This is a genomic window from Candidatus Eisenbacteria bacterium, from assembly GCA_005893275.1.
In the GTDB taxonomy this organism is placed as follows: Bacteria; Eisenbacteria; RBG-16-71-46; order SZUA-252; family SZUA-252; genus WS-7.
Genome location: VBOW01000051.1, coordinates 1 through 24,057, shown reverse-complemented (window position 1 = coordinate 24,057; position 24,057 = coordinate 1). Strand labels below are relative to the sequence as shown.

The 24,057-nt window shown below is 65.0% G+C and carries 17 protein-coding genes and 1 riboswitch; all 17 genes read right to left on the bottom strand.

Going from position 1 to position 24,057, the window contains the following annotated elements:
• A partial coding sequence (locus E6K76_09665) for a hypothetical protein (protein TMQ57786.1) occupies positions 1–2,198 on the bottom strand: 2,198 nt, incomplete at its 3' end.
• Positions 2,195–3,142: a CDP-alcohol phosphatidyltransferase family protein gene (locus E6K76_09660; GenBank protein ID TMQ57785.1), complete on the bottom strand. Its 948-nt coding sequence runs from the start codon at positions 3,140–3,142 to the stop codon at positions 2,195–2,197. The genes E6K76_09660 and E6K76_09665, both read right to left, overlap by 4 nt.
• Positions 3,143–3,149: 7 nt before the next feature.
• Positions 3,150–4,592, bottom strand: a complete 1,443-nt coding sequence (locus E6K76_09655) for an RtcB family protein (GenBank protein ID TMQ57784.1) — start codon at positions 4,590–4,592, stop codon at positions 3,150–3,152.
• A complete protein-coding gene (locus E6K76_09650) occupies positions 4,589–6,091 on the bottom strand; it encodes a flippase (protein ID TMQ57783.1) in 1,503 nt (500 codons plus the stop codon). Before E6K76_09650 ends, E6K76_09655 begins: the two co-directional genes overlap by 4 nt.
• A gap of 17 nt (positions 6,092–6,108) precedes the next feature.
• Positions 6,109–7,302, bottom strand: coding sequence for a glycosyltransferase family 4 protein (locus E6K76_09645; GenBank protein ID TMQ57782.1), 1,194 nt, complete (start codon positions 7,300–7,302; stop codon positions 6,109–6,111).
• A gap of 303 nt (positions 7,303–7,605) precedes the next feature.
• Positions 7,606–9,009 (bottom strand): hypothetical protein, encoded by a 1,404-nt coding sequence (locus E6K76_09640; protein ID TMQ57781.1) that lies wholly within the window; start codon positions 9,007–9,009, stop codon positions 7,606–7,608.
• Between the two features lie 5 nt (positions 9,010–9,014).
• Entirely contained in the window at positions 9,015–11,456 is a 2,442-nt protein-coding gene (locus E6K76_09635; GenBank protein ID TMQ57780.1) for an NAD-dependent epimerase/dehydratase family protein, read from the bottom strand.
• Positions 11,453–12,613: a DegT/DnrJ/EryC1/StrS aminotransferase family protein gene (locus tag E6K76_09630; GenBank protein TMQ57787.1), complete on the bottom strand. Its 1,161-nt coding sequence runs from the start codon at positions 12,611–12,613 to the stop codon at positions 11,453–11,455. Before E6K76_09630 ends, E6K76_09635 begins: the two co-directional genes overlap by 4 nt.
• 74 nt (positions 12,614–12,687) lie before the next feature.
• Positions 12,688–13,851, bottom strand: a complete 1,164-nt coding sequence (locus E6K76_09625) for a hypothetical protein (GenBank protein TMQ57779.1) — start codon at positions 13,849–13,851, stop codon at positions 12,688–12,690.
• Positions 13,848–15,203: a hypothetical protein gene (locus E6K76_09620; GenBank protein TMQ57778.1), complete on the bottom strand. Its 1,356-nt coding sequence runs from the start codon at positions 15,201–15,203 to the stop codon at positions 13,848–13,850. Before E6K76_09620 ends, E6K76_09625 begins: the two co-directional genes overlap by 4 nt.
• A gap of 51 nt (positions 15,204–15,254) precedes the next feature.
• Positions 15,255–15,842: a polysaccharide export protein gene (locus E6K76_09615; GenBank protein TMQ57777.1), complete on the bottom strand. Its 588-nt coding sequence runs from the start codon at positions 15,840–15,842 to the stop codon at positions 15,255–15,257.
• Positions 15,839–16,645, bottom strand: a complete 807-nt coding sequence (locus E6K76_09610; GenBank protein TMQ57776.1) for a hypothetical protein — start codon at positions 16,643–16,645, stop codon at positions 15,839–15,841. The genes E6K76_09615 and E6K76_09610 overlap by 4 nt, the downstream gene beginning before the upstream one ends.
• Positions 16,646–17,222: 577 nt before the next feature.
• On the bottom strand, positions 17,223–17,933 hold the full coding sequence (locus E6K76_09605; protein ID TMQ57775.1) for a sugar transferase: 711 nt from the start codon (positions 17,931–17,933) through the stop codon (positions 17,223–17,225).
• Positions 17,934–18,197: 264 nt separating this feature from the next.
• The gene (locus tag E6K76_09600; GenBank protein ID TMQ57774.1) at positions 18,198–19,589 is read right to left on the bottom strand and encodes an SPOR domain-containing protein; all 1,392 of its coding nucleotides are present in this window, start codon (positions 19,587–19,589) and stop codon (positions 18,198–18,200) included.
• Positions 19,590–19,873: 284 nt separating this feature from the next.
• Positions 19,874–20,758, bottom strand: coding sequence for a DUF3473 domain-containing protein (locus tag E6K76_09595; GenBank protein TMQ57773.1), 885 nt, complete (start codon positions 20,756–20,758; stop codon positions 19,874–19,876).
• 75 nt (positions 20,759–20,833) lie between these two features.
• Positions 20,834–21,763, bottom strand: a complete 930-nt coding sequence (locus E6K76_09590) for a hypothetical protein (protein TMQ57772.1) — start codon at positions 21,761–21,763, stop codon at positions 20,834–20,836.
• 31 nt (positions 21,764–21,794) lie between these two features.
• The gene (locus E6K76_09585) at positions 21,795–22,757 is read right to left on the bottom strand and encodes a fibronectin type III domain-containing protein (protein ID TMQ57771.1); all 963 of its coding nucleotides are present in this window, start codon (positions 22,755–22,757) and stop codon (positions 21,795–21,797) included.
• Positions 22,755–22,861, bottom strand: a riboswitch (cyclic di-GMP riboswitch). (Overlaps the previous gene by 3 nt.)
• Positions 22,862–24,057 lie beyond the last annotated feature (1,196 nt).

Here is a 24,057-nt window from a genome sequence, read left to right as displayed (position 1 = left end):
CCGTCCGGATCGGAGCCCGTGATCCCCTGATCCGCCGAAGCCCCCTCCGCGGCCGTCATGTTCGCGATCGCGTTGAGCGTGGGCCTGGCATTCGTCAGACGGACCGTGATCTGGAAGGGCTTCGTGTCACCCAGCGTGCCGTCGCTCGCCGTCACCGAGGCCGCGTAGGGAGACCCCGCCGCAGCCCCCGTCCCGGGCGCCACGTGGACGCTTCCGGTCGTGGCGTTCGTCGTTGTTACCGTGAGGAACGAGGGTCCGCTCCCCTTCGTGAAGGTGAGCGCATCCCCGTCCGGATCGAACCCCGTGACCGCCTGATCCGCCGTCCCCCCCTCCGCGACCACCATGTTCGCGATCGCGTTGAGCGTGGGAGCGCGGTTCACGTTCGAGACGGTGACCTGGAAGGGCTTCGTGTCGCTGAGCGAGCCATCGCTCGCCGAGGCCGAGGCCGCGTAGGTGCCCGCGTCGGTGAAACCGGGGGCGAGGTGGATGCTCCCGGTCGTCGCGTTCGTCGTCGTTACCGTCAGGAACGAGGGGCCGCCCGCCTTCGTGAAGGTGAGCGGATTCCCGTCCGGATCGGAGCCGGTAATCCCCTGATCCGTCGTCGCCGCCTCCGCCACCGTCATGTCCGCGATCGGGTTCAGGACCGGCCTTTGGTTCGTGACGTACTCCAGTGCCCCTCGGTCGGAATACGAGACGGGGGGCCCTACCCCTGTATTCGGCGTGGCGGGGTCGTCCACGCGCGCCCGTCCCTCGGCGTCCGTGGCGGGCCAGTTGCTCGCCGAGGAATTCCCGTTGTCGATGGCCGGGGAGCCCGCAAGCAGGTGGAAATCCCCCGCCGCGGGGTTCACAAACCTCGGATCGCTCTGGATCGAATGCGAGTCGTTTCCGGTGGTCGCGCTGTAGGCCGCGACCGTGGAGTAAATCGTGGTGGCGTACTTGACGGGGGCCACCGAGTTCGAGTTCCAGAAGAGGTTGTCATTCGACACAAACCCCGCGGTGGAGGTGTTCTCCACCCAGAGGTCGTACTCGCGCGGCGTCGGCGGCAGCTTATAGGGGTAGACGCCGTTGCCGTTATCCACCGCGATGCAGTTGTACAGGCTTGTGCCGGTCGCGCCACCTTCGATGGAGAAGCCGTCCTTGAAGTTCCCGTAGGCCACGTCGTTCCGGTGGATCGAGCCGGTGGAACTGTCCAGATGGTCGAAGCCATGATCGCCGTTGGTCCAGGAGAGGTTCGAGATCGAGATGTTGTTATTCGAGGCGAGGCTGTAGTTGAGCCCCGAATCCTGGTTGTCGTGAAGACGGTTCCGCTGAATCAGGATGTTGCTGGAGGCTCCGATGTAAATCCCGTTCGCCCGCCGCGCGATGGGATCCGAATTGCGGAAGGACTCGTTGTCCTGCACCGTGCCGCCGTCGCTCCCCTCGGCGAGCGAGATCCCGTGGTTTTGACTGTCGGAAACCACGTTGGAGAGCACGCGCACCCCCGTGGAGGCCGTGACACCGATCCCCCGGCCGTTGGCAAAGCTCACCGCGTTGTTCGAGATCACGCAGTTGTTGGAGGCGCTGCTCAAATAGATCCCCCGGTCCTCGGTTCGGGTGACGGTGAATCCGAGGATCGTCACCCAGGGCTTCCCGGAAACTTTGAAGCCGTGGCTTCGGTGCCCGACATGGGCTTGGTGGACTCCGGGATTGTCCCCCCCCACGTTGACGTAGAGCCCCTGGCCCGTCACGTAGGTGAACGAGCCCGGAGGAAGGTCGCTCGGGGTTGCCGTGGAGGAAGCGAGCCGCGCGCCGTCGGCGAAAACCTGGAGCGGGCTCCAGGTCACACTCGAGGCAAACCACACATTCCCGGTGAAAAGGGCCCACTTGGAGGTCGCCGAGAAATCGTCCGAGCCGTCCACCACGACGCCAGGGCCCTGCGCCTGGAAGACGTACGGGCTGTCCGGAGTCCCTCCCCCGGTTGGCGCAGACACCTGCTCGTGGTAGATGCCTGGGCTGACGTAGATCGTGGTCCCGGGGCCCTTGCGCTTCGAGACGGCGGCGGAGATCGTGCAGTAGGGGATCGCCTGGGTACCGGGGCCCGAATTCGAGCAGGACGGGCTTTGATTGTTGACGTAGAAGATCCCGGCGGCGAGGGTCGCCGACGGAGCAAGAACTGCCACCCAGCCCACCATCCATGCGATGAGAGTTCTGCGGATCATGTCTGCTCCCCTCCGTGGGCTGTGCGAGCATAGTGGACGGGTCGAGCCTTCCCGGCGCGAGCGATGTCCGCGGCCTGCCCGGCGGGAAAATGGCTTTCGCCGGCGTGCTCGCCGCGCCCGGCGTCCTCCGCCGCGGTCGTTTCCGATCGGCGAAGGGGCGCGGTGTCCAGGGTCGGGAACTGCGACAGGATGGCGGCGATCTCGGCATCCAGCTTGAACAGATAGTAATAGACGCACTGGAATACCAGGTACGCTCCGAGCCCCAGCGCGCTCGCGTACAGATAGTACGTCGGGGCGGGCCAGCCCGTCAGCCGCTGCACCGCATACGCCGCCGCGAACGACGGAATCGCGATGATGAACATCCGGAACATCTTCAGGGGCCGGAACAGCGCCGCGGCGTGGGCGATCCCGATGGACCAGCGACCCTCAAGCCTGGACGTGGGAAGACTCCCGGTTTCTCGAACGTGCTTGAGCAGGATATACGGCGAGAGGTGCTGAACCTCGTCGATCACGTTCGCGAGGAGGGCGACCGCCGCGCCGACCGCCAGCAGCTCCGCATGGGAGCCTGCTCCAGCCTGGCGGGCCGCGACCGCGAGGAACAATCCGGGTTCCACCAGTCGGTGATAGAACCGATCCAGCAGGATCCCTCGAACCGACTCGACCCTCCGATACCGAGCCATCTCCCCATCCACCTTGTCGAGGAGGAACGCGAAATAGAGCAGCACGAACCCCACCGCGTTCCACGTCCCATGATTCGAGGCAACCAGCAGGGCTCCGCCGATTCCCAGCCCCATCATGCTCGCCGACACGATCCCCAGGGGCACCTTCGCCCGGAGAAATAGCCACGTCAAGTAGATCGAGAGTTTCCGGTGGATGACATACCAACCCGGATCCCCGTTCTTCCCCGCCTGGCATATGGCGCGCAATTCGCCCGGTCTCTCCATGTCGCTCCTAGTTCTTGAGGGTTCCAAGAGGTTTCAGTCGAATCACTGGCCGTAGGATTCGCGCCCGCTGCAGGCAGGACAGGAGGCCGTCGATCGGCTCGGAGGAGCGCAACGGGATCTCCTCCCTCGCGATCAGCCTTCCCTCCCTGCCGCGCGTCATGACGTGTTTCTGCACGGAGCCGGCGGAGGTCGTCAAGCGACCCGACCGGCGCTGCTTCTCGATGAGGGTTCCGGCGCCATGATCGTAGGATTGGTACTTCCCGCCGGACCCGTCCAGCCCGATTCCGAGGTAGGAGGGGACATCATGGGACCCGGCCACGATCGTGGGTCTTCCGGGCTCCAGCCGGCAGGCGTTGTGGCGAGCAACCCAGGCCCCGCCACCCCCATTTCGCTCCCGCGCAATGCCGTTGTGCGAGATGTCGCAGACGAGGGTTCCCCGGACCTCAGGGGAGAGCGACTCGTGGAGACCATCCTGAATGGCTTTGACGGTCGCCAGCCGGTATGCGTACCCGAAATTGGTCGCCATCGCCAGCGCTCGCAGGAAGAGGATTCCCTCCTGCGAGGAATCCGCAAGGGCGGTCCATCGGTTGCGTCGAAAATGCAGCGCCCATTTCCGGCGCAGGCTTCCCTGGCCGAGGCGCTGTGCATAATGGAACAGGAGCTTGGAGAAGAAATAGAGCGGGACGCGCCTCCCATAGAGCTTCGCCCGCCGCGAGTAATGGTGGAGGAGCGTTCCGCTGAAGGGTCCGGGGCCGAGGTGATACATCACGACCACCTGATCTCGTTCGAGACCCCAGCGCCGGCTCGCTTCGCCGTCTAGAACCTCGTCCACGACCTGGACTTCGAGAAAGTGGTTTCCCCCGAAGTTGAGGCCCATCTCCGAGCGCGCGAATCGAGTCAGCAGAAGCTGGAGCGGCACGGCGTCCAGATCGAGATCACCCGCTCCGGGAATCTCCGCCGCCGGCCCGCCACCATCCTCCATCCTATCCAGGATTGCCGGGTCCAGGCCGTACTTGGCCAGCACGGCCCGGCCGCCGCGAAGGGCGACATCGCGAAGCTCGCGTGACGATAAGCTGTACCGGTTCGAGTCGAAGAAGTGCCTTGCCGAGTTCGAGTTGACACGGGCGAAAAACGTCGCGAGCCGGTCGGCGGTCATCTCCGACGCGCGAAGGCTCGTGGCCACGATGCCCATGCCGTCGTTCACGGCGACCGAAGTGAACTCAGGCACGATCACATCGCGGGTCGTGATCGCGACGCTCGACGGCACTTCCATGTCCTTTTTCTGATGGACGTCGGGAAGCGCGAGCACCGACTCCACGAAGGGAAGCTGGGAGATCTCGCTCAAGGTCGCCGCGAGAGTGAACGGGGGTTCGGAACCGGTCGCGAGGCTCATGAGCCGCTCCCGGGCAGGCATGGCACGGGGATCCATCGTCTCGGGGGACGCCTTCACGACCTTTCCGCCGCCCGCTTCAGGCGCGCAGACCCAGGAAGGCCGAAGGAGACATAGACGCAACGCAGGATCTGGATCTCGTCGGCGGAGATCGCCCTGAGCGCGAGGAGCATCGCCGCGTACGCGAGCACGCCCGCCGCGCCGATGAGGAACAACGCGCTTTGCCGCACGGAAAAGACCACGAGACCCATGAACACCGCCGCCGCGAGGGGCCTCCAGGCCGTCCGCACCAGGTCCATGGCGCCGATGTACTTGGAAAGGGCGGCCTGGCAGACGATGAAGATGGTCAGCTCGCCCGCCAGCTGGCCGGCGCAGGCGCCGAGGAATCCATAGGACGGGATGAGCAGCATGCCGAACGCCGCGTTGACCACGAGTCCCCCCAGCACGGCACGCAAATAGAGTCGTTGCCGATCCATGGCGGTGAGAAGGTAACGGGACATCAGGTTCATGAAGATGAACACGAGCCCCGTGCTCATGACGCGGATCGCGAGGGCGGCCCCGGCGAAGCCTTCCCGGTGGAAGAGAAGCGGGACCAGGCGGTCCGAGGCGAAGAAGAGGCCCGCCGTCAGGGGAAGCGCGACGACGATTTGATACTTGATCGCCTGCAAGAGCGTTGGGCGAACCGCGGCGGGACCCCGCAGGACATCGCGGGAGAATACCGGGTAGGTCGACATGCTGACGGCGGTGGAGATGAACCCCAGCGGCTGGGACAGCATGTACGCCACGTTGAACAGCGCTACTTGGGATGCCGACGCGAGCGTCTGGAGCATCAAGACCCCGATGCGCCCGTAGAGGACGATTCCCAGCATCGCCAGTCCGAATGGAATTCCTTGAAGCACCAGCCGCCGGATGCGGGCCCACTCAGGCGCGAATCGGGGCCGGTACATGCGCCTCGAGAGGATCCACGCTCCCACGCCGAGCCGGACCGCGAAGGCCGCCGTAGCCGTCGCGAGAAAGGAGACGAGCGAAGCGCCGAGCGCGGCGCACGCGGCGATTCCCGCGACCCAGCCGATCTGGCTGACCAGGAGGAGCAGAGACTCCAGATCCTGCCGCTCGTGGGCCCGGAAGACCCAGACCGATATATCCTGGCTGAAGTCCATCAAGGCAGCGGCCAGAACGACCGTCAGAAGGGTCGCGCGCAGCGGGTCGAAGATCGTCCACGCGAGGGTTCCTCCGACTAGGAGAAGAGCCCCGGACACCGCGGCCTTGATGCAGATCGCGTCGCCCAGGAGCCGTGGGCCATCGGCGCGATTGCGGGCGATCTCCCGTGTGATGATGGCTCCCACGCCCAGGTCGCTCATGCTCGCGATCAGTGGAATGAGCGCGTAGTAGAACGCGTAATTGCCGTAGCCGCTCGACCCCAGGAAATTGCCGAGGAGGACCATCCCGCCCACGTTGATCAGGGCGCTCAGGATCTGTCCCGCAAGGCGGAACGATACGTTCCTCCCGATCAGCGTCGCCGACTCGACGTCGCTGCTCGGGGATTCTGCTCCAATCATCGTAGGGCCTGTGGTTTTCACCGCTCCGCGGTTTGCGGCGCTGTGGCTCGAATCGGAACTCCTCGCTGAGCCAATTGAACGCGGTAGATGTTCTTCAGGGATTCGACGATCGAAGTCTCGTCGTATTCCCGATGGGCGACTTCCCGCGCTCGCTGCCCGATCTCGGTTCTGAGATCCGGATCGGTGATGAGGCGCTCCAGGACATCGGAGAGAGCCACGCTGTCGTTGAGCTCCACCATGAAACCCGTCTCCCCTTCGCGTACGACCTCCCGGCTCCCATTGACACGCGTGGCCACGACCGGGATTCCCATCGCCATCGACTCCAGAATGGCCCGCGGAATTCCCTCCTTCACGGAGGTGAGAACGGAGATGTCGGTCTGCGCGAGCAACTCGGGAATGTCCTCCCGGTAACCGAGGAACTGCACCCGGTCGCCGATTCCCAGCTTGGCGCAAAGACCTTCATAATCCGAACGCAGGTCCCCGCCTCCAACCAGCCAGATCCGGAAGTCGTGACCGCGCTCCTTGAGGCGCCGGGCACTTTCGAAGAGCATCCGGTGATTCTTCACAGGCTCGAACCGCGCGACGCAGGTGATCGTCAAAGGCCCGCGGGCGGAGGACGCGGGCCGCGCACCGGGGAAGCGGTCCAGCTTGATCCCGTTTCCGATGTACCGCAGCCGATCCCGAGGGACGATCTTGTAACGCGCGGCCTGCTCCAGGTCGTGCTGATTCTGGCTCAGCAGGGCGTGGGTGACCAGGCCGGTGAAGCGCTCGATCCCGACGTAGAAGATTCGCTTCCATCTCGGGCTGCGGTCGTGGAAATGGAACCCATGCACCGTGTGGATGATGACCGGCACCCCGGCGAGCCACGCCGCGACGCGCCCGACGAATCCTGGAATGGAACAGTGCGTGTGCACCAGATCGATGCGCTCCCTGGACAGGTAGCTCGCGATCCGAAACAGGGAAAGCAGCAGCTTGATCGGGTTGTATCCTCGAGGTAGCGGCACCGTGTAGACGGGAATCCCCACTTCCCGAAGCCTGCGGACATAGGGGCCGTCGATGCAGATGACCCGGTTGTCCACGCCGCTCTGCCTCAGCAGCCAGACGCGATTCTTGAGGAGGGTGTCAGCGGAGGAACTGAGATTGATGATGTCCACAATCCTTGCCGCCCCGCGATGGGACGCTGAATCAGTCGGGAGAATCATGGCATTCATGGACGAGACCTGCCGAGTTCTGTTCCGGACTGGACCTCAGCCCCGCGTCACAAAGCTCAGCAGGAATGCCTGGGCGACGACAGGAGTGCGCCGATGCGGCGCGGCCTCGGCGGGCGCCGGCACCCGTCGAGGCACAACATATCGGTGCTCAAAACGAAAGCGGGAGCTTGTAGCAAGCGCAACGCGAGCGGAAGAGATGCCCGCGGCTGATTCCCTGCCCCCCTAGAGCGAACTACGACCCATCACGGGCATGGATTACAATACGGAAAAAAGCGTGTAACAAAGGTATGAAGCGGCAGCCCGTTACTTGGTTTCTTGGAGGTGATTTCTAGGCAGGTTTAGGGCAGGTCGGCTGCCTAGCAACGAGGAGCTGGATTCGGCGCCGGACGCGGGCTGAGCTATGGTGTCCTCGGTGGCCGCGTAGAGGACGGCCAGGAAGAGCCAGAAGTGCCGAAAGTGAAGCTTCTCGATCACGAGGGAGTGCACGGAGGATGCGACGAGCCCGGCGATCATCGCCGCCGCGAAGGCGCTCCCCCACACCGGCCGCGGCTCGCCCCGTGCGAGGCGGCTCCAGAATCGGCCGACCCGGCCGAACGCCTCGCCGATCAGCATCAGGAGGCCGACCAGCGCGATCGGGCCCCGCTCGATGGCAAAGCCCAGGTAGTCGCTGTGGGCCTCCTTCGACTGGAGTGATCCCGGGCGTTGGCGCTGCTCCACGGGCACGATGAGGGCACGGCTATTGCCGGGGCCGATCCCGAGGGGGGATCTGGAATACGTCTCCTTGAGCTGGGACCAGATCCGGAGGCGGCTTTCCGAGCTGTGTTCCATTCGACCCGCATAGCTTCCCTCGCGAAGTCTGTTGAGCGCCCCCGCCCCGAGCCGCCACTCCGACACGAGACTCCAGCCCAGCACGGCCAGCGCAATGGCCAGCGTGGCCGCCCCCACGATTGCCATCGGGCGTATCCGCCTCATGTAGGCGCGGGCGATCCCCCAGGCGGCGAGTCCCGAGAGCAGGGCGATCGCCCCTCCGTTCGACTTCGTCGATAAGAGCCCCAGGAGGAGGACGATTACGGCAAATGCGCGGAACCGCCGGCCGACCTCGTCGGTGGTGCTCAGAACGATGAAAAAACTGAGGACGAGGTAGTCCGCGAAGTAATTGGGGTTCGTGAAGGTGCTGATCGCCCTCGCGCCCCGCGGGGCGACGATTTCGGCGATGGAGCCGTGGCCGTGTGCCAGAACCACGATCAGTCCGAACAGGGCGGTTCCGATCGCGGTCCAAGCCCATGCGATGCGGATCGGTCGCAGCCGCCCGTGCTGCGCCATCATATTCACGAGCAGGATGAGCCAGAGGTAGAGGTAGACGTCCTGAAGCAGCGTCAGCAGGCTCAGGGGCACGGACCGCGCGTTCGTGATCGAAAGCAGAGACCCGATGGAGATCACGGTCACGGGCGCGAGGAAGGGAATCCGAAGCCCGCTTCCCCCCCGGTGCGCAGACACCAGGAGAAAGATCCCGATCGCGGCCGCGTTCAGGGCGTCGATCGGAGCCAGCTGCACCGGGCCCGGAGTGAGCAGGACCGGCACCAGGATCGTGGCGGCGAGGAGGTAGAGCCGCCAGGGGTCGAAACGCCGGCCAGCGGGGCTCGCGGAGACCCCTGAATAAGGTCCCGGGGACGGGGGGCTCGTCGCGAGGCCGGCCACCTCCCGCACCGCTCTTACCCCCGGGCCTGGGCCAGAAGCCGCTTGGCGGGCTCGCAAACCTTGGCCGCCAGGTCCGCCCCGATCGCCGACTCCATGAGCGCCACGTGCTGAAGGATCTCTTCTCGCGCCCTCCGCTCGGAACCTTCGCTGACAGCCATCAGGAGCTTCGGATGGGAGGTTTTCCAGACCTTTTCGTGGTCGTTCACAAGCTTTTCGAAAAGCCTCTCTCCGGGGCGAAGCCCTGTGAATACGATCTCGATGTCCCTGCCGGGGCTGAGACCGGAGAGGCGAATCAGCGCTTTCGCCAGATCCAGAATCCGAATGGGCTTCCCCATATCGAGGACGAACGTCTCCCCTCCCTTCCCGATGGAGGCGGCCAGCAGAATCAGCTGAACCGCTTCGGGGATCGTCATGAAAAGCCGCGTGACCTCGGGGTGTGTCACGGTCACAGGTCCCCCCGCCTCGATCTGCTCCCGGAACAGCGGAATGACGCTCCCGCTGCTCTCCAGGACATTGCCGAACCGGACCGTGAGGTACTTGGTCGGCTTGGTTCCGTTCAATTCCTGCAGCATCAGCTCGGCGATGCGCTTGGTGCGCCCCATGACGCTCAACGGCTCCACGGCCTTGTCGGTCGAGATCAGGACGAAAACTTCCGCCTTGCATTCGCCGGCGAGGGCCGAGACCGTCCTCGTTCCCAACACGTTGGTCTTGAACGCCTCCGCCGGGTTTCGCTCCATCATGGGCACGTGCTTGTAGGCGGCGGCGTGAAAGACCACGTGTGGCGCGGTTTTCTTCATGATTTCCCTCACCCGCTCCTCGTCCGTGATGTCGCCGATGACGGACTCGATCTCGAGGGCGGGATAAAGGCTCCGGAGCTCTTTATCGATCATGTACAGGCTCGCCTCGTGCTTCTCGAAGAGCACGAGGAGGCGCGGCTTGCACGCGGCCACCTGCCGAGAAATCTCCGAGCCGATCGATCCCCCTGCCCCGGTGATCAGGATCCGTCTGGAGCCGTAGGTGTCCCGGATGGCTCCGAGGTCGGTCCGGATCGGTTCCCGGAAGAGCAGGTCGTCGGGCTCGATGTCGAGTGCGAGGCTGGTCAATTCCTTCCCCGCGAGGATATCTGGAAGATCAGGGATCATTCGGACCGGTTTCCCGAATTTCTTGCACAGCCGGACGATGTCCTTGCGGTCCGCCACCGGAGTCGTCGAGATGGTCACCAGGATTTCGTCCGGATCCTCGCGGCCGATGATGGCTTCGATATTCTCCTGTCCCCCCAGCACCGGAACATTGTGGATGCGGTCGCCCGTGTGCTTCGCCTCCTTGTCGATCAGACCCACGACCCGGTATTTCCCCTGGCCTCCGGCGAGGAGCCCTCGAAGGACCCGCTCCGCGGCGTCCCCGGAGCTGATGACCAGGACCGAACGCGTGTGGGGGGTCGGCGGGCCCAACTCGCGGTTGATCCTGCGAAGGAGCCGGACGCCCCCGAGGAGCGCGAGCGAGAGGACCCAGTCGAGGATCATGACGGAGCGCGGATACCCAGCGAAGGGTCGAACGAGCCCGGACAGGAGCCACCAGGCGGCCGAGCTGAGCGTGAGCGACGCCGCGATGGACTTCAGGTCCTGAATGCTGACATAGCGCCAGAGCCCGCGGTAGAGCCGGAACGGATGGAACAGCAGAAGCTGGAGCGCCAGCAGGGCTGGCGCGGTTTGCAGGAAGAGGTGGAACTCGCGATCCGGGATCTGCCCATCGAAGCGGATGAGGAATGCCAGGTAGTGGGCCGCGACGAGCAGGGCGCTCTGAGCGACCGCGGCGATCGGATAGCGGTGCGGCGACATCGAGTTGAAGAGGCGGTCGAGCGACTTCCCGGGATAAGCGATCGACGCGAGCGTCGTAAGGATCAACCGCAGATCGTACAGGAAGGAGCTCCTGTGGACGTATTCCTTGGCCAAACGCAGCTTTTCGGGAAGGATGACGTGCAAGTATTGATCTTCGGGGTCTCGGGTTTTTGCGAGGAGCGGCGACTCGTCGCGGTAGGCGATGGAGGCCGGGTCCGTGATGCCGGGGCGAACCGCGAGGACCTCCTCGTACTCGGCTCGGAAGAGGTTTACATACTTCGGCAGCTCGGGCCGAGGGCCCACGAGACTCATTTCGCCCCGCAACACGTTGTAGAGCTGAGGGAGCTCGTCGATCTTGGTCTTCCGGAGGATGCGTCCGATGGCGGTGACGCGCGGGTCCCCGGCGGCGGTGATCCCCGGCCCCATCTCATGGGCCCCCACGACCATCGTTCGGAACTTATAGATCCTGAATGGGCGGAAGTGCCGCCCTACCCGCTCCTGCCGGAAGATCGCCGGCCCGCGCCCGGTGAGCTTGATGAGGATCGCGGCCACGGCCAGAACGGGGGAAAGAAGAACCAGCCCGGTGAGGGATGCGAGGATGTCGAACGCGCGCTTCACTTGCTATGTTGCTCCGCGATTTGAGAAACGGCGTCGATCACGTCCAGGACGTCGGGATCGGACATGCTGGCGTACAACGGCAGCGAGATGATTCGCTGGAACGCGGCGTACGCGTTCGGAAAATCGTTCGGCTTGTACCCGTAGGCGTCCCGGTAATAGGGGTGGAGATGGAGCGGGATGAAATGGACCGAGACGCCGATGTTCCTCTCGACCAGGCATTGGATGAACGCGTCCCGGGAGATGGACAGCCGATCGGGATGGATCTGGATGACGTAGAGATGCCAGGCGTGCGCCTTCTGGTCTCGGGTCGCGGGGGTCGAGATCCCGGGCAGCCCCGCGAAAGCCTCATCGTATTTTCGGACGATCTCGAGGCGGCGCCGGTGGAATGCTTCGCAGTTGGCGAGCTGGGGAAGGCCGATGGCGGCGGCCAGATCGGTCAGGTTGCATTTGTACCCCGGCGCGAGGATCTCGTAGGACCAAGCTCCCCCCTGCGTATACCGTTTCCAGGCGTCGCGGCTCATCCCATGCAGCGCCATGAGGCGAATTCGGTCCGCGTAACGGTCGTCGTCCGTCGTGACCATCCCGCCTTCCCCCGTCGTCAGGTTCTTGGTCGCGTAGAAGCTGAAGCACGTGAGCGGGCTCAGCGTGCCGACCATCCGGCCTTTGTAGCGCGCCGGAATGGCATGCGCGGCGTCCTCGACCACGACCAGCCCACGCTTGCGCGCGACCTCCTGGATCGGATCCATGTCACAGACCTGACCCGCGAAGTGCACCGGGATGATCGCTTTCGTCCGCGGGGTGATCGCTCCCTCGATCGCGCCGGGATCGATATTCAACGTCTTGGGATCGCAATCCACGAAAACCGGACGGGCTTTGAGATGCTCGGCCACGTTGGCGGTCGCCGTGAATGTCATCGGGCTCGTGATCACTTCGTCGCCCGGCCCCACGTCCGCGGCCTCCAGCGCGAGGTGCAAGGCCGCGGTGCACGAGTTCACGGCGATCGCGTGCTTGCACCCGATGTACGCCGCGAACTTGGTCTCGAATTCCTTGACCTTCCGCCCGGTCGTGAGCCAGCCGGAACGAAGGCACTCCAGGACGCCTTGGATTTCCCCTTCTCCCAAGAGAGGCGCGGAGAATGGGAGGAACGACTCTCTCATCGTGCGAGATCTCATTTTGATGTCCTTCAGTGTCGGGGCGTGCGGAGCCGGCGTGTCAGTCGCACCCGGACCGATCAGCGATAGGCGCTGTGGTAGTAATGAGCGGCCTCGTCCTTGAGGAGATCCACCCGATTCAGGACCACGCCCAGGAGATTCGCGCCCGAGCGCTGCAGCTGTTCTTTTGCCTTCTGGATCACGCTCACTTGGAGCCCGTCCGCCCCCACCACGAGCAAGACACCATCCACGGTCGGCGCGAGCGAGCCGGTCGGGCTGTCGAAGGCGACGGGAGCTGAATCAATCAGCACCACGTCGTAGCTCTTGGCCAGGCGATCGATGACCATCGTGAAGGGCACCGAGAAATAGGAATCGCGCAGATCGAACGCCGGCCCGCCGCACGTGAGGACTTTTAGATTTTCGATCGGAGTGTCCTTGAGGTAGCTGGGCACTTGGCTGGAGAGGTACGGATGCTTCAAATAGTCGCCGACCATCCCCAGCACGAAGCGGTCGATTCCCGTGCCGTCCGCCTTGGCCAGCAACCTGCCTGAGCTCGCGGGTAGGTATGCCTCGACCGTTTCCGCGAACGAGTACCGAGGTTGGCGGAGGGTGAGGATCCGGTGGAGGCGGTTCTTCAATTGGAGCTCGAGCGCAGCATCCAACTCCCCTGTCTCGAGGTATCCGAGGCCCCGCAGGACTCCCCCCAGCGGATGGCTTCCCTCCTCCTTCACGCGGAGCGCCGCGTCTCGCTGCTCCTCGCTGATCCGTCCCTGCCTCACGAGAATTTCTCCCAGGAGTCCGTCCAGCTCACCCCGGCGATCGGAGAGGCTCGAGACCAGCCCTTTGTTGAAGATGACGGAAAACTCCTCGCCGTCCTCGGAGATCTGGAGCTTGCCGGTCTTGGACTGGGCGCGGATGAGCTCGATCCAGTCTCCGACGCCGAACTGGTCCGGGTTTTCACGACTCAGGTCCATATGATAGACCTCACCGAGCAGCTCGCCGAGCCCGCGGCGGTTATCCATATGGAAGAGTCTGTGCAGCGTGGGCCGGATTGTGTCCGCGTCGACGAGGGCGATTCCCATCCTGCCGGATTGGGCGAGGTTTCTGCCCAGCTCGGCGGCGATCGTTGACTTTCCTTCCCCCGCGGCGCTGCTCGTGATCATGATCTTGCGCGCGCCCGCGGCGACGAGGCGCGCCACGGAGGAGGACAGGACCCGATGGGCTAGGGCGCTGGTCTCGCTCACGGGATCGACTCCTTCGGGATCAAGCCGAGGACGGGAAGCTGGAGATGCTGATCTACGTCTTCGGGAGTCCGAATTGTTCTCCGGAAAGAATCGAGGAGGAAGGCCAGCCCGCTGCCGGATAGCAGTCCCAGGAGCACGCCGACGCCCAAGTTGAGGAATTTCCGGGGGCGCACCGGCCGCAGATCGACTGTTGCCGCCTCAATAACGCGGAGCGGCGGGCTCTTGATCTCACCGGTGATCTCCACTTCGTGGATGCGAGCCATCAGGAGATTGTACAGATCCCGGTCGCTCTTGATCTCTGCTTCCACCGTGGAGAACTTCTCGGCCTCTTCATTCAGGGAGCGCAATTCGCTCTCGGCCTGCGCGATCGCAGCCCGAAGGCTCTCCTCGCGCCCGACCAAGATGGAACGCTCATTGCTCAGGCTGTACACGGCGTTCTTGACCTCCTGACGAAGGTTCCGCCGTATCTCGTCGTTTTCGGACTGGAGGGCCACGAGCTTCGGGTGGTTCGCGCCGTACATCTCCCGGGCCTTCTCCAGCGCGGTATTGGACACGATCACGTCACGTCGCAGCCCGTCGAGAATGTCCGTGTGGATGGGAATCTCGTTGGGATCGATCTGGGCGTTGCGCAGCACCCTCCGGATCACGTCGAGCTGAGAGGACATCGTAAGGTCCTGTGTCTTGGTCTTCGCGTAGGACGCATTGAGCTCGGCGACGGTTGCGGTGACCTGCTGGATCTTCCCGTCCAGGGAATACACACCGGGCTGCTTCGTGTCGCGCGTCCGCTGCTCCAGGTCCTCGACCCGTTTCTTCACGTCCGCGGCCTGGGCTCGCAGGTACGACGCCAACGTTGTCTCGGACTGAGAGCGCTCATCCCTTTGGCTTCGCACGAAGTTCTCGGCGATCGCCTTGGCGATTCGTACGGCGGCGTTGACGTTGGAATGCTCCACGCTGATCAGGATCAGGCGCGTATCGCGGAGCGGTTCCACCGTCACGCGGGCGAGCAGCCAATCGACCTTCTGCTCCAAATCCTGGGGCATGCCCCGCGGCCCGATGGGCGTTCCTTGTCGCTCGAGCGAGGTCACGACTTGAGCCATGAGGGTCCGGCTGGTCAGGATCTCGGCCGCGGTTAGAAGCGCCTGGTTGTCCGACTGCGATGTCGGACTCTCGGTCACCGCGCCGGTCAGCGGCGACCGAGACTGTTCGCGCCTCATCTCGACTCGGATGCTGCTTCGGTATACGGGGGTCGTGAGCTCGTTCAGAGCGATGGCGAGACCGATACAGCTGACGAGGCAAGCCAGCACGAGCCGCTTGCGACGGCGAATGACGATCCAGTACTGACGCAGACCCATCTCCTTCTTCCCGAGAACAACCTTGTTTGCCGAGCAGCGAGGGCTCGGCCGTTAGAACCTTCTGTGCGGGACCTCGATCCGATCGCCGGGCCGAAGAAGCAGGTCCGGCTGCTCGCCCTTCTGGACCTTCTTGAGATTGATCTTGAACAGCTGCGTGTTGCCCTTCACGGACCGGAACACCTTGACGCGGCTCAGCGCCGCATAGTCCGAAAAACCGCCCGCCAAGATGCAGGCATTCAAGACCGTCAGCCCGTCGCGGACGCTATAGGCCCCGGGGCGGCCGACTTCTCCGTTTACGTACACTTTCCCGGCGTACTCCTTGACGGTGACGATCACGTGCGGGTTGACGTAGTAACTGCCTTCGGAAAGCCGCTGGATGAGTCGCTCGGACAGGCCGGCCGGCAGCAAGTTGTCCGTGGACAGCTGGCCCAGAAGCGGAATGGTGATCGTCCCCGCCGCGGAGACCTCGGTTATGAAGCTCTCCTGTTGCTCTCCCCCTGCGTAGATCGTTATCTGTAGAACGTCCCCGGCCCCGATCGGATAGGCCGGGGCATCGGCGGAGACGAGGCGGGCGGCCCCGATCCAGAGGGAGAGGGAGAGTAGCGCGCTGAGCCGGAGATATCGGACAGGGATCATCATGGGATTACCGCCGTGAGCGAGAGGACGAGCCTGCTTCGCCGGAAGTTGAGGGGGACAGCACGGTCTGGATCCGTCTGGCGCAGAAAGTCGTACCCAACCCGCCCGTTGATCCAGGGTTGGACGGGTGTGCTCAGGAACGCTCCGGCCCGGTACGTATCGGCTCGGTGCTCAGGTCCCCGAAAGGGACGCGTCCAACCATAGCTTGCCTCGAACGAGAGCGTCGTGCCTGGCGCGAGTGTGTCCACGATGGCCGCGGACGCGCGCCGGGCCACGGTGGGTTGCGTGTAATATCCGCCCTCGGCATTCAATCGTGTCTCCCAGTTCACCGACGCCGCGCCGATCGGCAGGCGCTTCCGAACGGTCGCCTTCATCGTGGTCGCCGCGTCGCGCTCCAACCGCGCCTCGGCGATGACCTCCTCGCCGGGGTCTCTTCGAAAGATCTTCAGTCCGGCCGTGACTGCCATACGGCGAGCCGCGGATGCCCCCGGCCGATCCTTCACTTCGGCCACACCCAAGCCCCACTCGCTGGCGAGACGCCGAGAATGGCGGCGGCGGAAGCCGGCCAGGACCGCCGCGGAGGCGAGCGAGCGCTTCCCGCTCAGATCCAGCTCCTGGCCCCGGTACGAGAGGAGCCATGCATGGGTCCGCGTCCTCATCGGAATGAAGTTGACCGCGAGGCGCCTGGTCGTCGCGTCCGTGCGGTCCGGGGTGCTGTAATCCCACGCCGCGACCTGGGCCGAAGCCTCGAGGCCCAGGAGGGTCAGATTCGCGGTGCCATCCGCATCCTTGAATTGCCCGGACACGGGAACAGACCGTTGGTCGGGCTGTAGGTCGTCCTTGGAACGTAGATACTGGAGATCTGTGGCGAGAGAAGTCTGTGCCGACCGGGCGTACGCTGCTCGTAAGGAAACGGCATCTGTGGTGGTGGGCGACGCGGCAGATTGGGTGTAGGAAATCAGGCTTCGACGACCCCACACTTGCCAGCTTGCGATTCGGCCCGCTCGAGCCGCTCCCAACCCCGGAGTGATGACGCGAACGAGGTCACCACTTCCATTCTCCCTCCGGTCGATGTTGTCATCGTAACGTGCTTCCAGCTTTAGCTCCGGGCTCAATATGAATGCGAAAGCCCCATGAGGCACCAGGGCCACAGTCGCGAGAACCAGGGCTCCCGTGCCCCGCATGGCCGAAACCACGCCGCGCCGAAATCCGACTAGGCTCAGGTTTTCGGACACGGTCTGTATACTACCATCCCCCCAGGGACCCGTCAATGCGACGTGCGGCCCGTGCCGCTCCGAACGGAGTATCTCCCGTGCCAACTCCTGAGTAATTCCACCTAGGGACGGAATCCAGATGGGCGAAGGGAAAGAGGGTCTCAAAGAGCTAATGCGCTCCGTGGCCATTGGCCATCACCTTCACGGACGCGGCCATGATCCTGAGGTCGAGCAGGAGGCAGCCGTTTTTGAGGTAATAGAGATCGTATTGAAGCTTCCGGTGCACGCTCTCGAGCGAGGTGTCGTAATCCGATTTCACCTGGGCAAGACCCGTGATCCCTGGGAGCGCGGAATAGCGTTCGGGATAATCGGGAAGGGACGCGGCGAGCGATTTGACGAACGTCGGGCGCTCCGGACGCGGCCCCACGAGGCTCATCTCCCCACGCAGGACATTCCAGAGCTGCGCCGTCTCGTCCAGGCGCGTCCGGCGCAGGAATCTTCCCACCCGCGTGACGCGCGAATCCCGCGCGGAAGCCCAGACCGGACCCGTATCGCGTTCCGCGTTGGCGACCATGGTGCGGAACTTGCGAATCATGAAGGGCCGGCCGAACGCGTCCGCATGCCGGTCCCCGCCGGCAGCCAGGCAGCCCCGCCGCCGGCGGCGATCGTGGCCGATGCGCTCCTGGGAGTAGAAAACGGGGCCTTGGCTATCCAGCTTGATCCCGATCGCGATCAGCACGAACACGGGTAACAGAATCAAGATGCCCACGGATGCGAACGACACGTCGATCTCGCGCTTGGAGAGCCGGCCGAGGGATTTGCGGAAGCGAGCGCTTCGTTTCGGATCGACCCACTCGGACGGAAGAATCATCGTGCTCAACCCAATCTCTGCTTCTGAGCCGGGCGATTGAGCCGATCCGGGCGCCGAGATGGAGGTGCTGCTCGGTCACTGAAGAACTACACGGAAGACGGCGCGGTCTCCGCGAGCACCGGCACCGCGGAGACCGGCGGGGAGAGCACGGCGAGTACGCCGAGCCAAAACGAATTGGCTCACGTATGGAACCTGCCCCCCACGGCACCCCAGATCATACCAGGGTGCCATGGGGGGGCGCAAGGCCCCTCTCGGAGCGCAGGAAGGGGTTTCTTAGGGGCGCGCGATCTCGACGCTCGCCGTGAACGAGAGCCGAGTCAGCGAGGCCGCGAGGTCGTTTGCCGATTTCTTTGAGCCCAGGCGTGCAAGGGACAACTTGTATCCACGGCCCGGCTCCAGGGTGATCTGCGCATCCTTGACCGAGAATCCGAGGATTTGAAGCGCCTTCAGCTCGGCGCGCGCGCTCGCTTCGGACTGGTAGGTCCCGAGCACGACCTCGTACATCTCGCGGGCGGGCTGCTGGGGAGCCGCGGGAGCCGGCTGGGGCTCGGGGGCGGCCTTCGCGGGTGGAGGTGCGACGATCGGCGCGGGCGCCTTCGGCTCGGGGACGGCGGCGATCACCGGCGGTCCTTTCGGGACCGGAGGCTGCGGGGCCGGGCGCTGCTTCGGCTCGGGCCGAATCGGCTCCGGCTTCTCCTGCGCTCCGCCGAACGTGTAGCCGAACGAGAGCCGGTGGACGTCGGAGAAATCGTTGTCGGGAGTCATAGCGTAGTCGACGTTCACCGGGCCGACGTGGGCTCCGAGTCCGTACGAGAGGCCCGTCGCCGGATCGTCCCTGACGCCGAATTCGTGCCGGTATCCGATTCGGGCCGCAATCATGGGGTGAGGCCTGATCTCGGCGCCGATACGGAGGTCGTTATAATAGGTCTGCGGAAGGTTGTAGTCGGCCGCCAGCATGAGACGGTCCGCCAGAAACTCGTGGCTCGCGCCGAGGCGGATCTGACGAGGAAGCGAGTAGCTGCCCCCGCCGAGCGAGATATCCGGTCCCAGGTTCTGCATCGTCAGCCCGACCGACGTTCCGGCGATTCGCGTGCTTGCCCCCAGGTCCACCGCCGCGCCGGTGCCCGATACGGTCGCCAGCGTCTGCCGAATGAGCTTGGCGTTCGCCCCCACGTTGATTCCCTTCGCGACCGGCCGCGCGAGCCCGAACGTGATCGCCATGTCGTAGACGCGGAATTCGCCCGTCGGGTTGTCGAATTGGTCCACTCCGGCGAGGCTCGGCATGTGGAAGTACGCGACGCTCACCGAGCCCGTCCCCAGCTTGGGCCCCAGGGGCCGTGCGTAACCGATCCACTCGTACTGGAGGTTTTCCAGCCAAGTGGCGTGCATGATCGAGACTTGGGGCTGCGCTGTTCCGGCGAGGAGCGACGGATTCCAGAACTGAGCGCTTGCGCCGCTCGCGACGCTTGTGTTCGCTCCCGCGAGGCCCGCGGAGCTTGCTCCAACCTCGAATCCAAGGAATCCGCCCGCGCTCGTTCCGACGGCAACCCCGGCCCGAGCGGGACGCGCTGGGAGGTACAGGAAGGTGAAGAGAAGCAGAACGGCGGCCAAGCCGGCGATCCGTGCGGGCGTGGCGCTACGGCGAGTGAACGTACGGATCCGCATTGGATAAGTCCCCCGGAGTGCTTGTCACGCTATCCGCCCGAGCGAGGCTAGAAATGCTCGGCGGTCCCCTTACTCTTGGGTAAGGGGGCAGCTTACGTGCCAACACCGAGTGAGTCTGAAAACTTTGCGGTAGGCGGATATCATTGGGGCACAATGTATTGAGGAGGTCGATTCTGGCCAGATGCCGGGAAGCGGGCCAGGGCACTCGTAATGTGCAGAATGGTGCACCGGTCGGTCGCAAGATGAGCCGTTACGGTACGATGCCCCGCAGCCACTCACCTCGGTCATCGCGACGACCCGTCTCCCTCGGGAGAACGCAATAGGTTGAGCTCCCGGAGCCGTGCGGCGACCGTCAAGAAGCGCCCGCTCCTGAGAACGCGACGAAGAATTCCCTCCGTGCGGCTCAAGCGGGTGTAGTGCGCCCAGTGCGATGCGCGCGACATTCCGACGGACGGCTGGCCCGGATCGATCTCCCAAGGATGGACGTTGACGACGAGCGGGATTTCCCGTCGCCGGTGGTAGCCTGCGGCCGCGACGGAGACCCACGCGGGCAGAAGCCTCAGGTAGGCGCCGGTGAGGACGGGCACGCGGAGCGGACCGAGCGCGATGGAAGGGAGCGGGAACTCCGCGATATCCCGCGTTCCTGCGGCCATCCGGACGGGCGCGATGGGTCCCTCGGGATAGCCGTACCGCCGGCCGCGGATGGGATAGATGCTCGAGTCGTATTCATAGCCCGTGTCGCGGAGGATTTCCAGCGCCCACAGGGTCTCCCGATTCACGCTGTAGCTCGGCGCGCGGAAGCCGATCACACGCGCGCCGCACGAATCTTCGAGCAGGAGGCGCGAGTCCAGCGCTTCGGCCCGGAACTCGGCCCGGCTCAGCTCGGTGATCATGCGGTGGCTCATCCCGTGGGAGGCGATCTCGTGGCCTCGCGCGGCGATCCCCCGCACGAGCTCGGGATGGCGGCGCACGAGCCACGCCAGGACGAAGAACGTTCCCTTCGCCTCCGTTTCATCGAACAGGTCGAGCAGGCGTGCGACGTTCTCCGTGACGCGTGGAGGATAGCTCCCCCAATCGTCGCGGGACACATGAGCCGCGAACGCTTGAACCTGGTAGTAGTCCTCGACGTCGACGCTGAGCGCGAACGCCGGCTCCCTCTGCGCGGACATGCGCGTAGGATAGGATTCGGACCGGGAGCTGTGAAGGAGGAACTGGCCGGGCGTGGAGCCCGGCCAGGGATCTTACTACGGGACGATGGCGAGCCGCGTGACGGTCCGACCCGACGGGCCGTCGACGATCACGTTGTAGAGACCCGGGGCGACCTTGAGCCCTTCGTCGGAGGTGAGGTGCCAGTTGACATCATGGTCGCCCGGCGCGAGCACGTCGTCCATGAGCCGGCAGATCTTGTGCCCCGTGAGATCATAGATCGTCAGACGCGTAGGCTTGCCGGACGAAGCCGCGTCGACCGTGAGACGGAACGTGACTTTGTCGTGCGCCGGATTCGGGTAGCCGTGAACGACCTGCTTACGCTCCGAGGAGTCCTTCTGCGGGACCGTGATATCCAGCGTCGCGGGCGCCCCCTCCGCGCTGTTGTCGTATGTTGCGAGCCGGAATTGGTACCTCGTGCCGCCGACTACGGTGGAATCGTTCCAGGAGGAGGCGGCGAGGGGCAGCGTGGTGAGAAGCGTCGTCGCGGGGTCGCCTTTCACCTGACGATAGAGATGGTACCCCAGCTCCGGACCTCCCGAGGGCACCGCGTCCCATGTCAAGAGCGCCGCCCCGGGCGAGACGCTCCCGGCGAAATTGGCCGGCGTCGCGAGCGTCACGGTCCCGGTCGTCTGCTTGACCGCGATGTTCGAATAGCCCGAGACGTTGGGAATCTCGTCGGCCGCCCGGATCACAAAGTAGAACGTTTTTCCGGGGGCGAGCCCGGTCACGATGAAGGACTCGCGGGTGCCCGCGGGGAGCGGCGCCGGCATCGTACCGACCGACGCAGCGGACGCCCACCAGCTCGCCGTGTCCCCTGCCGTGGGATTTTCGGAGTAACGCATCTCGTAGGACGACGCCGTTCCTACGCGGCCGTCATCGCCGGGAGCGGTCCAGGCGAGGGTGACCGAATCTGCGAAGGCGATCGAGGGGGCGAGAGCCGCGCAGAGAAGCGCGGCCCCCACCATCCTCGATATGCTTCCTGGACGCGATTCCGACCTAGCGCGCATCGCTCGCCATTTGGATCTCGGGCCCAGCCTGCACGGTCCAATCGGCCGGCTCCGAATCGGGATTGAGGGAGAGGTCTGTGACCGGAGCGGGCGCGATGGTGTCCGCGGTCGTTCCGCTGGGAACGTTGGAGAGGACGGATATGTTCCCCGCGTCGTCCGTCGTCTTCATCGCGATGTAGTACGTCCGGCTCGGGGTCAGCCCGGTGATCGTGTAGGTCTGCGCGGTTCCCGCGGCGGCCGGCGCCGGTTCCCCGGTCGGCTGGGTCGCTGCGCTCCAATTCGAAGCGGTGATCGCGGAAGTCGAGTACCGGATGTCGTAGCTCTTCGCCGTTCCGGTCGCGCCGTTGTCACCCGGGGCCGTCCAGCGGACGCTGATCGACGTGCCGGTCGTCGCCGTGACTGCGAGGTCGGCCACGGCGGCCGGGGGCGTCGTGTCTCCCGAGGTCGTCTTCACCGCGATGTTCGAGAAGCCGGACCAGTTCGGCACCTCATCCGCCACCCGGAGCACGAAGTAGTACGTCGTTACCGGCGTGAGCCCCCGTACCTTCATGGAATCGGTGGCACCGGCCGCGTGCGGAGCCGGCAACCCGGTCACGGAGGTCGCGGCGTTCCACCAGGAGGTCGTGTCGGTCCCGGTGACGCCGACCGTGCGGTACCGGAGGGCGTAGCTGGTGGCCGTGCCGGTGTTGCCGTCGTCCCCCGACGCGGTCCAGAGCACGGTCACGGTGGAGTCCGCGGCCGTCTGACCCGCGGCCGGCCCAACGCCGATGGAAAGGTAGACGAGTGTGAAGATCAACGGCGCCAGCCACCGGAAGAGCGGCCAGAGTTCGTTGGACGCGGCGTTCGCGTCGAGATGCGTAGCGGATCGCGCGTGGATCGGCATAGAGGTCCTCCCCCGTTGAAGCGTTGTCGAGCAAAAATGGCCGAGCCGCCATGTTTCCAGAAGGTCCATGGCGGCCCGGCCAGCGTCGACGCGCGCTCCCGAGGATCTAGCGCACGATCATTAGCTCCGCAGCTCTGCGTCCTGCCCTTTCGGGCAGTTTGCTCTGAGCATGGACGGCGGTCGCCCGCCAATCCCCCCCGCGCCGGGTCGAGCAGTATCGGTGCCAGCGAGGGAATGCAAGACGCGAGGGCTCGATTTCACCGAGCCCGCATGCGCTTGTGCGAAATTGGAAAAGCGGAGATGGAGGAGCCGTGCAAGAAGCGTCGCGGACCCTGCACGGTCCCGCGCCGATATTGCATTCACGTGCCTACGGAAGGAGGACGAGCTGCTCGCGGACCTTGGTGTCGCCCACGAAGCCGATCGCTTCGTAGTATCCCGGGGCAACGCGGGCGCCGTTCCGCGTCGTGCGGGGCCAGGTGATGGTTGTGTCCCCCGGCGGATAGCTGCCGTCCGCGATGTCCGTCACCCAGTGTCCGGAAAGATCGAACAGACGAATCCGTACCGGCTGCGAAGAGGAGACCGGGACGCCGATCACCATCTGAACCGGACCGCTCGAGGGGTTGGGGAACGCGTGAACGGTGGCTCCGCTTGGCACCCCGGCCGGCGCCGGCTGGGGTCGCGGCGATGGCAGGGTCACCAGAATCGATCCGCTGGCCGGGCCGTCGCCGCACGTGTCCGCCCACGTCGCCCTGTACCGGTACGTTGTGCCCGCGTTCACCCCGGCGTCACGATACGTAGTACGACCTGAGTCGGTGATCACGACGAGGAGGCTCAAGGGTCCCGACGCGCCGGTCGCGCGCCAGAGATGGAGCTCGGTTGCCTGCGGGTCGGAGGCGGGAGCCCATGTCAAGGCGACGACGTCGGAATCCGCCCGGGCCTGGAACTGGGCCGGTGCGCCCGACGGGGTTTGACATCCGGGTGGAGGGGGCGAGATCTCGGGTGGAGTCATTCCCGAGGCGACGTTCGAGAAGTCCGACTGGTTGCCCACCTCGTCCAGCACCCTGATCACGAATTGGTACGTCGTCTCCGGGAGAAGCCCGGTCACGACGGTTGAATCGGTCTGGCCCGACGGGGATGGGACCGGTACGCGAGCGGCGGATCGCGCCGCGTTCCACCACGCCGTGATGTTCGAGCCCACCGCCGACGTGGAGTATCGAAGGTCGTATCGATACGCCTGCCCCACGTCGCCATCGTCTCCGGTCGCTGTCCAGAGCAGCCAAAGCGAGTCGGGGGCATTCGACTGCCCTCTTGCGCCGGACGGGAAGGCGGCCATCGCGGCGCAAGCAAGCACGAGCGCGACAACGGCGCG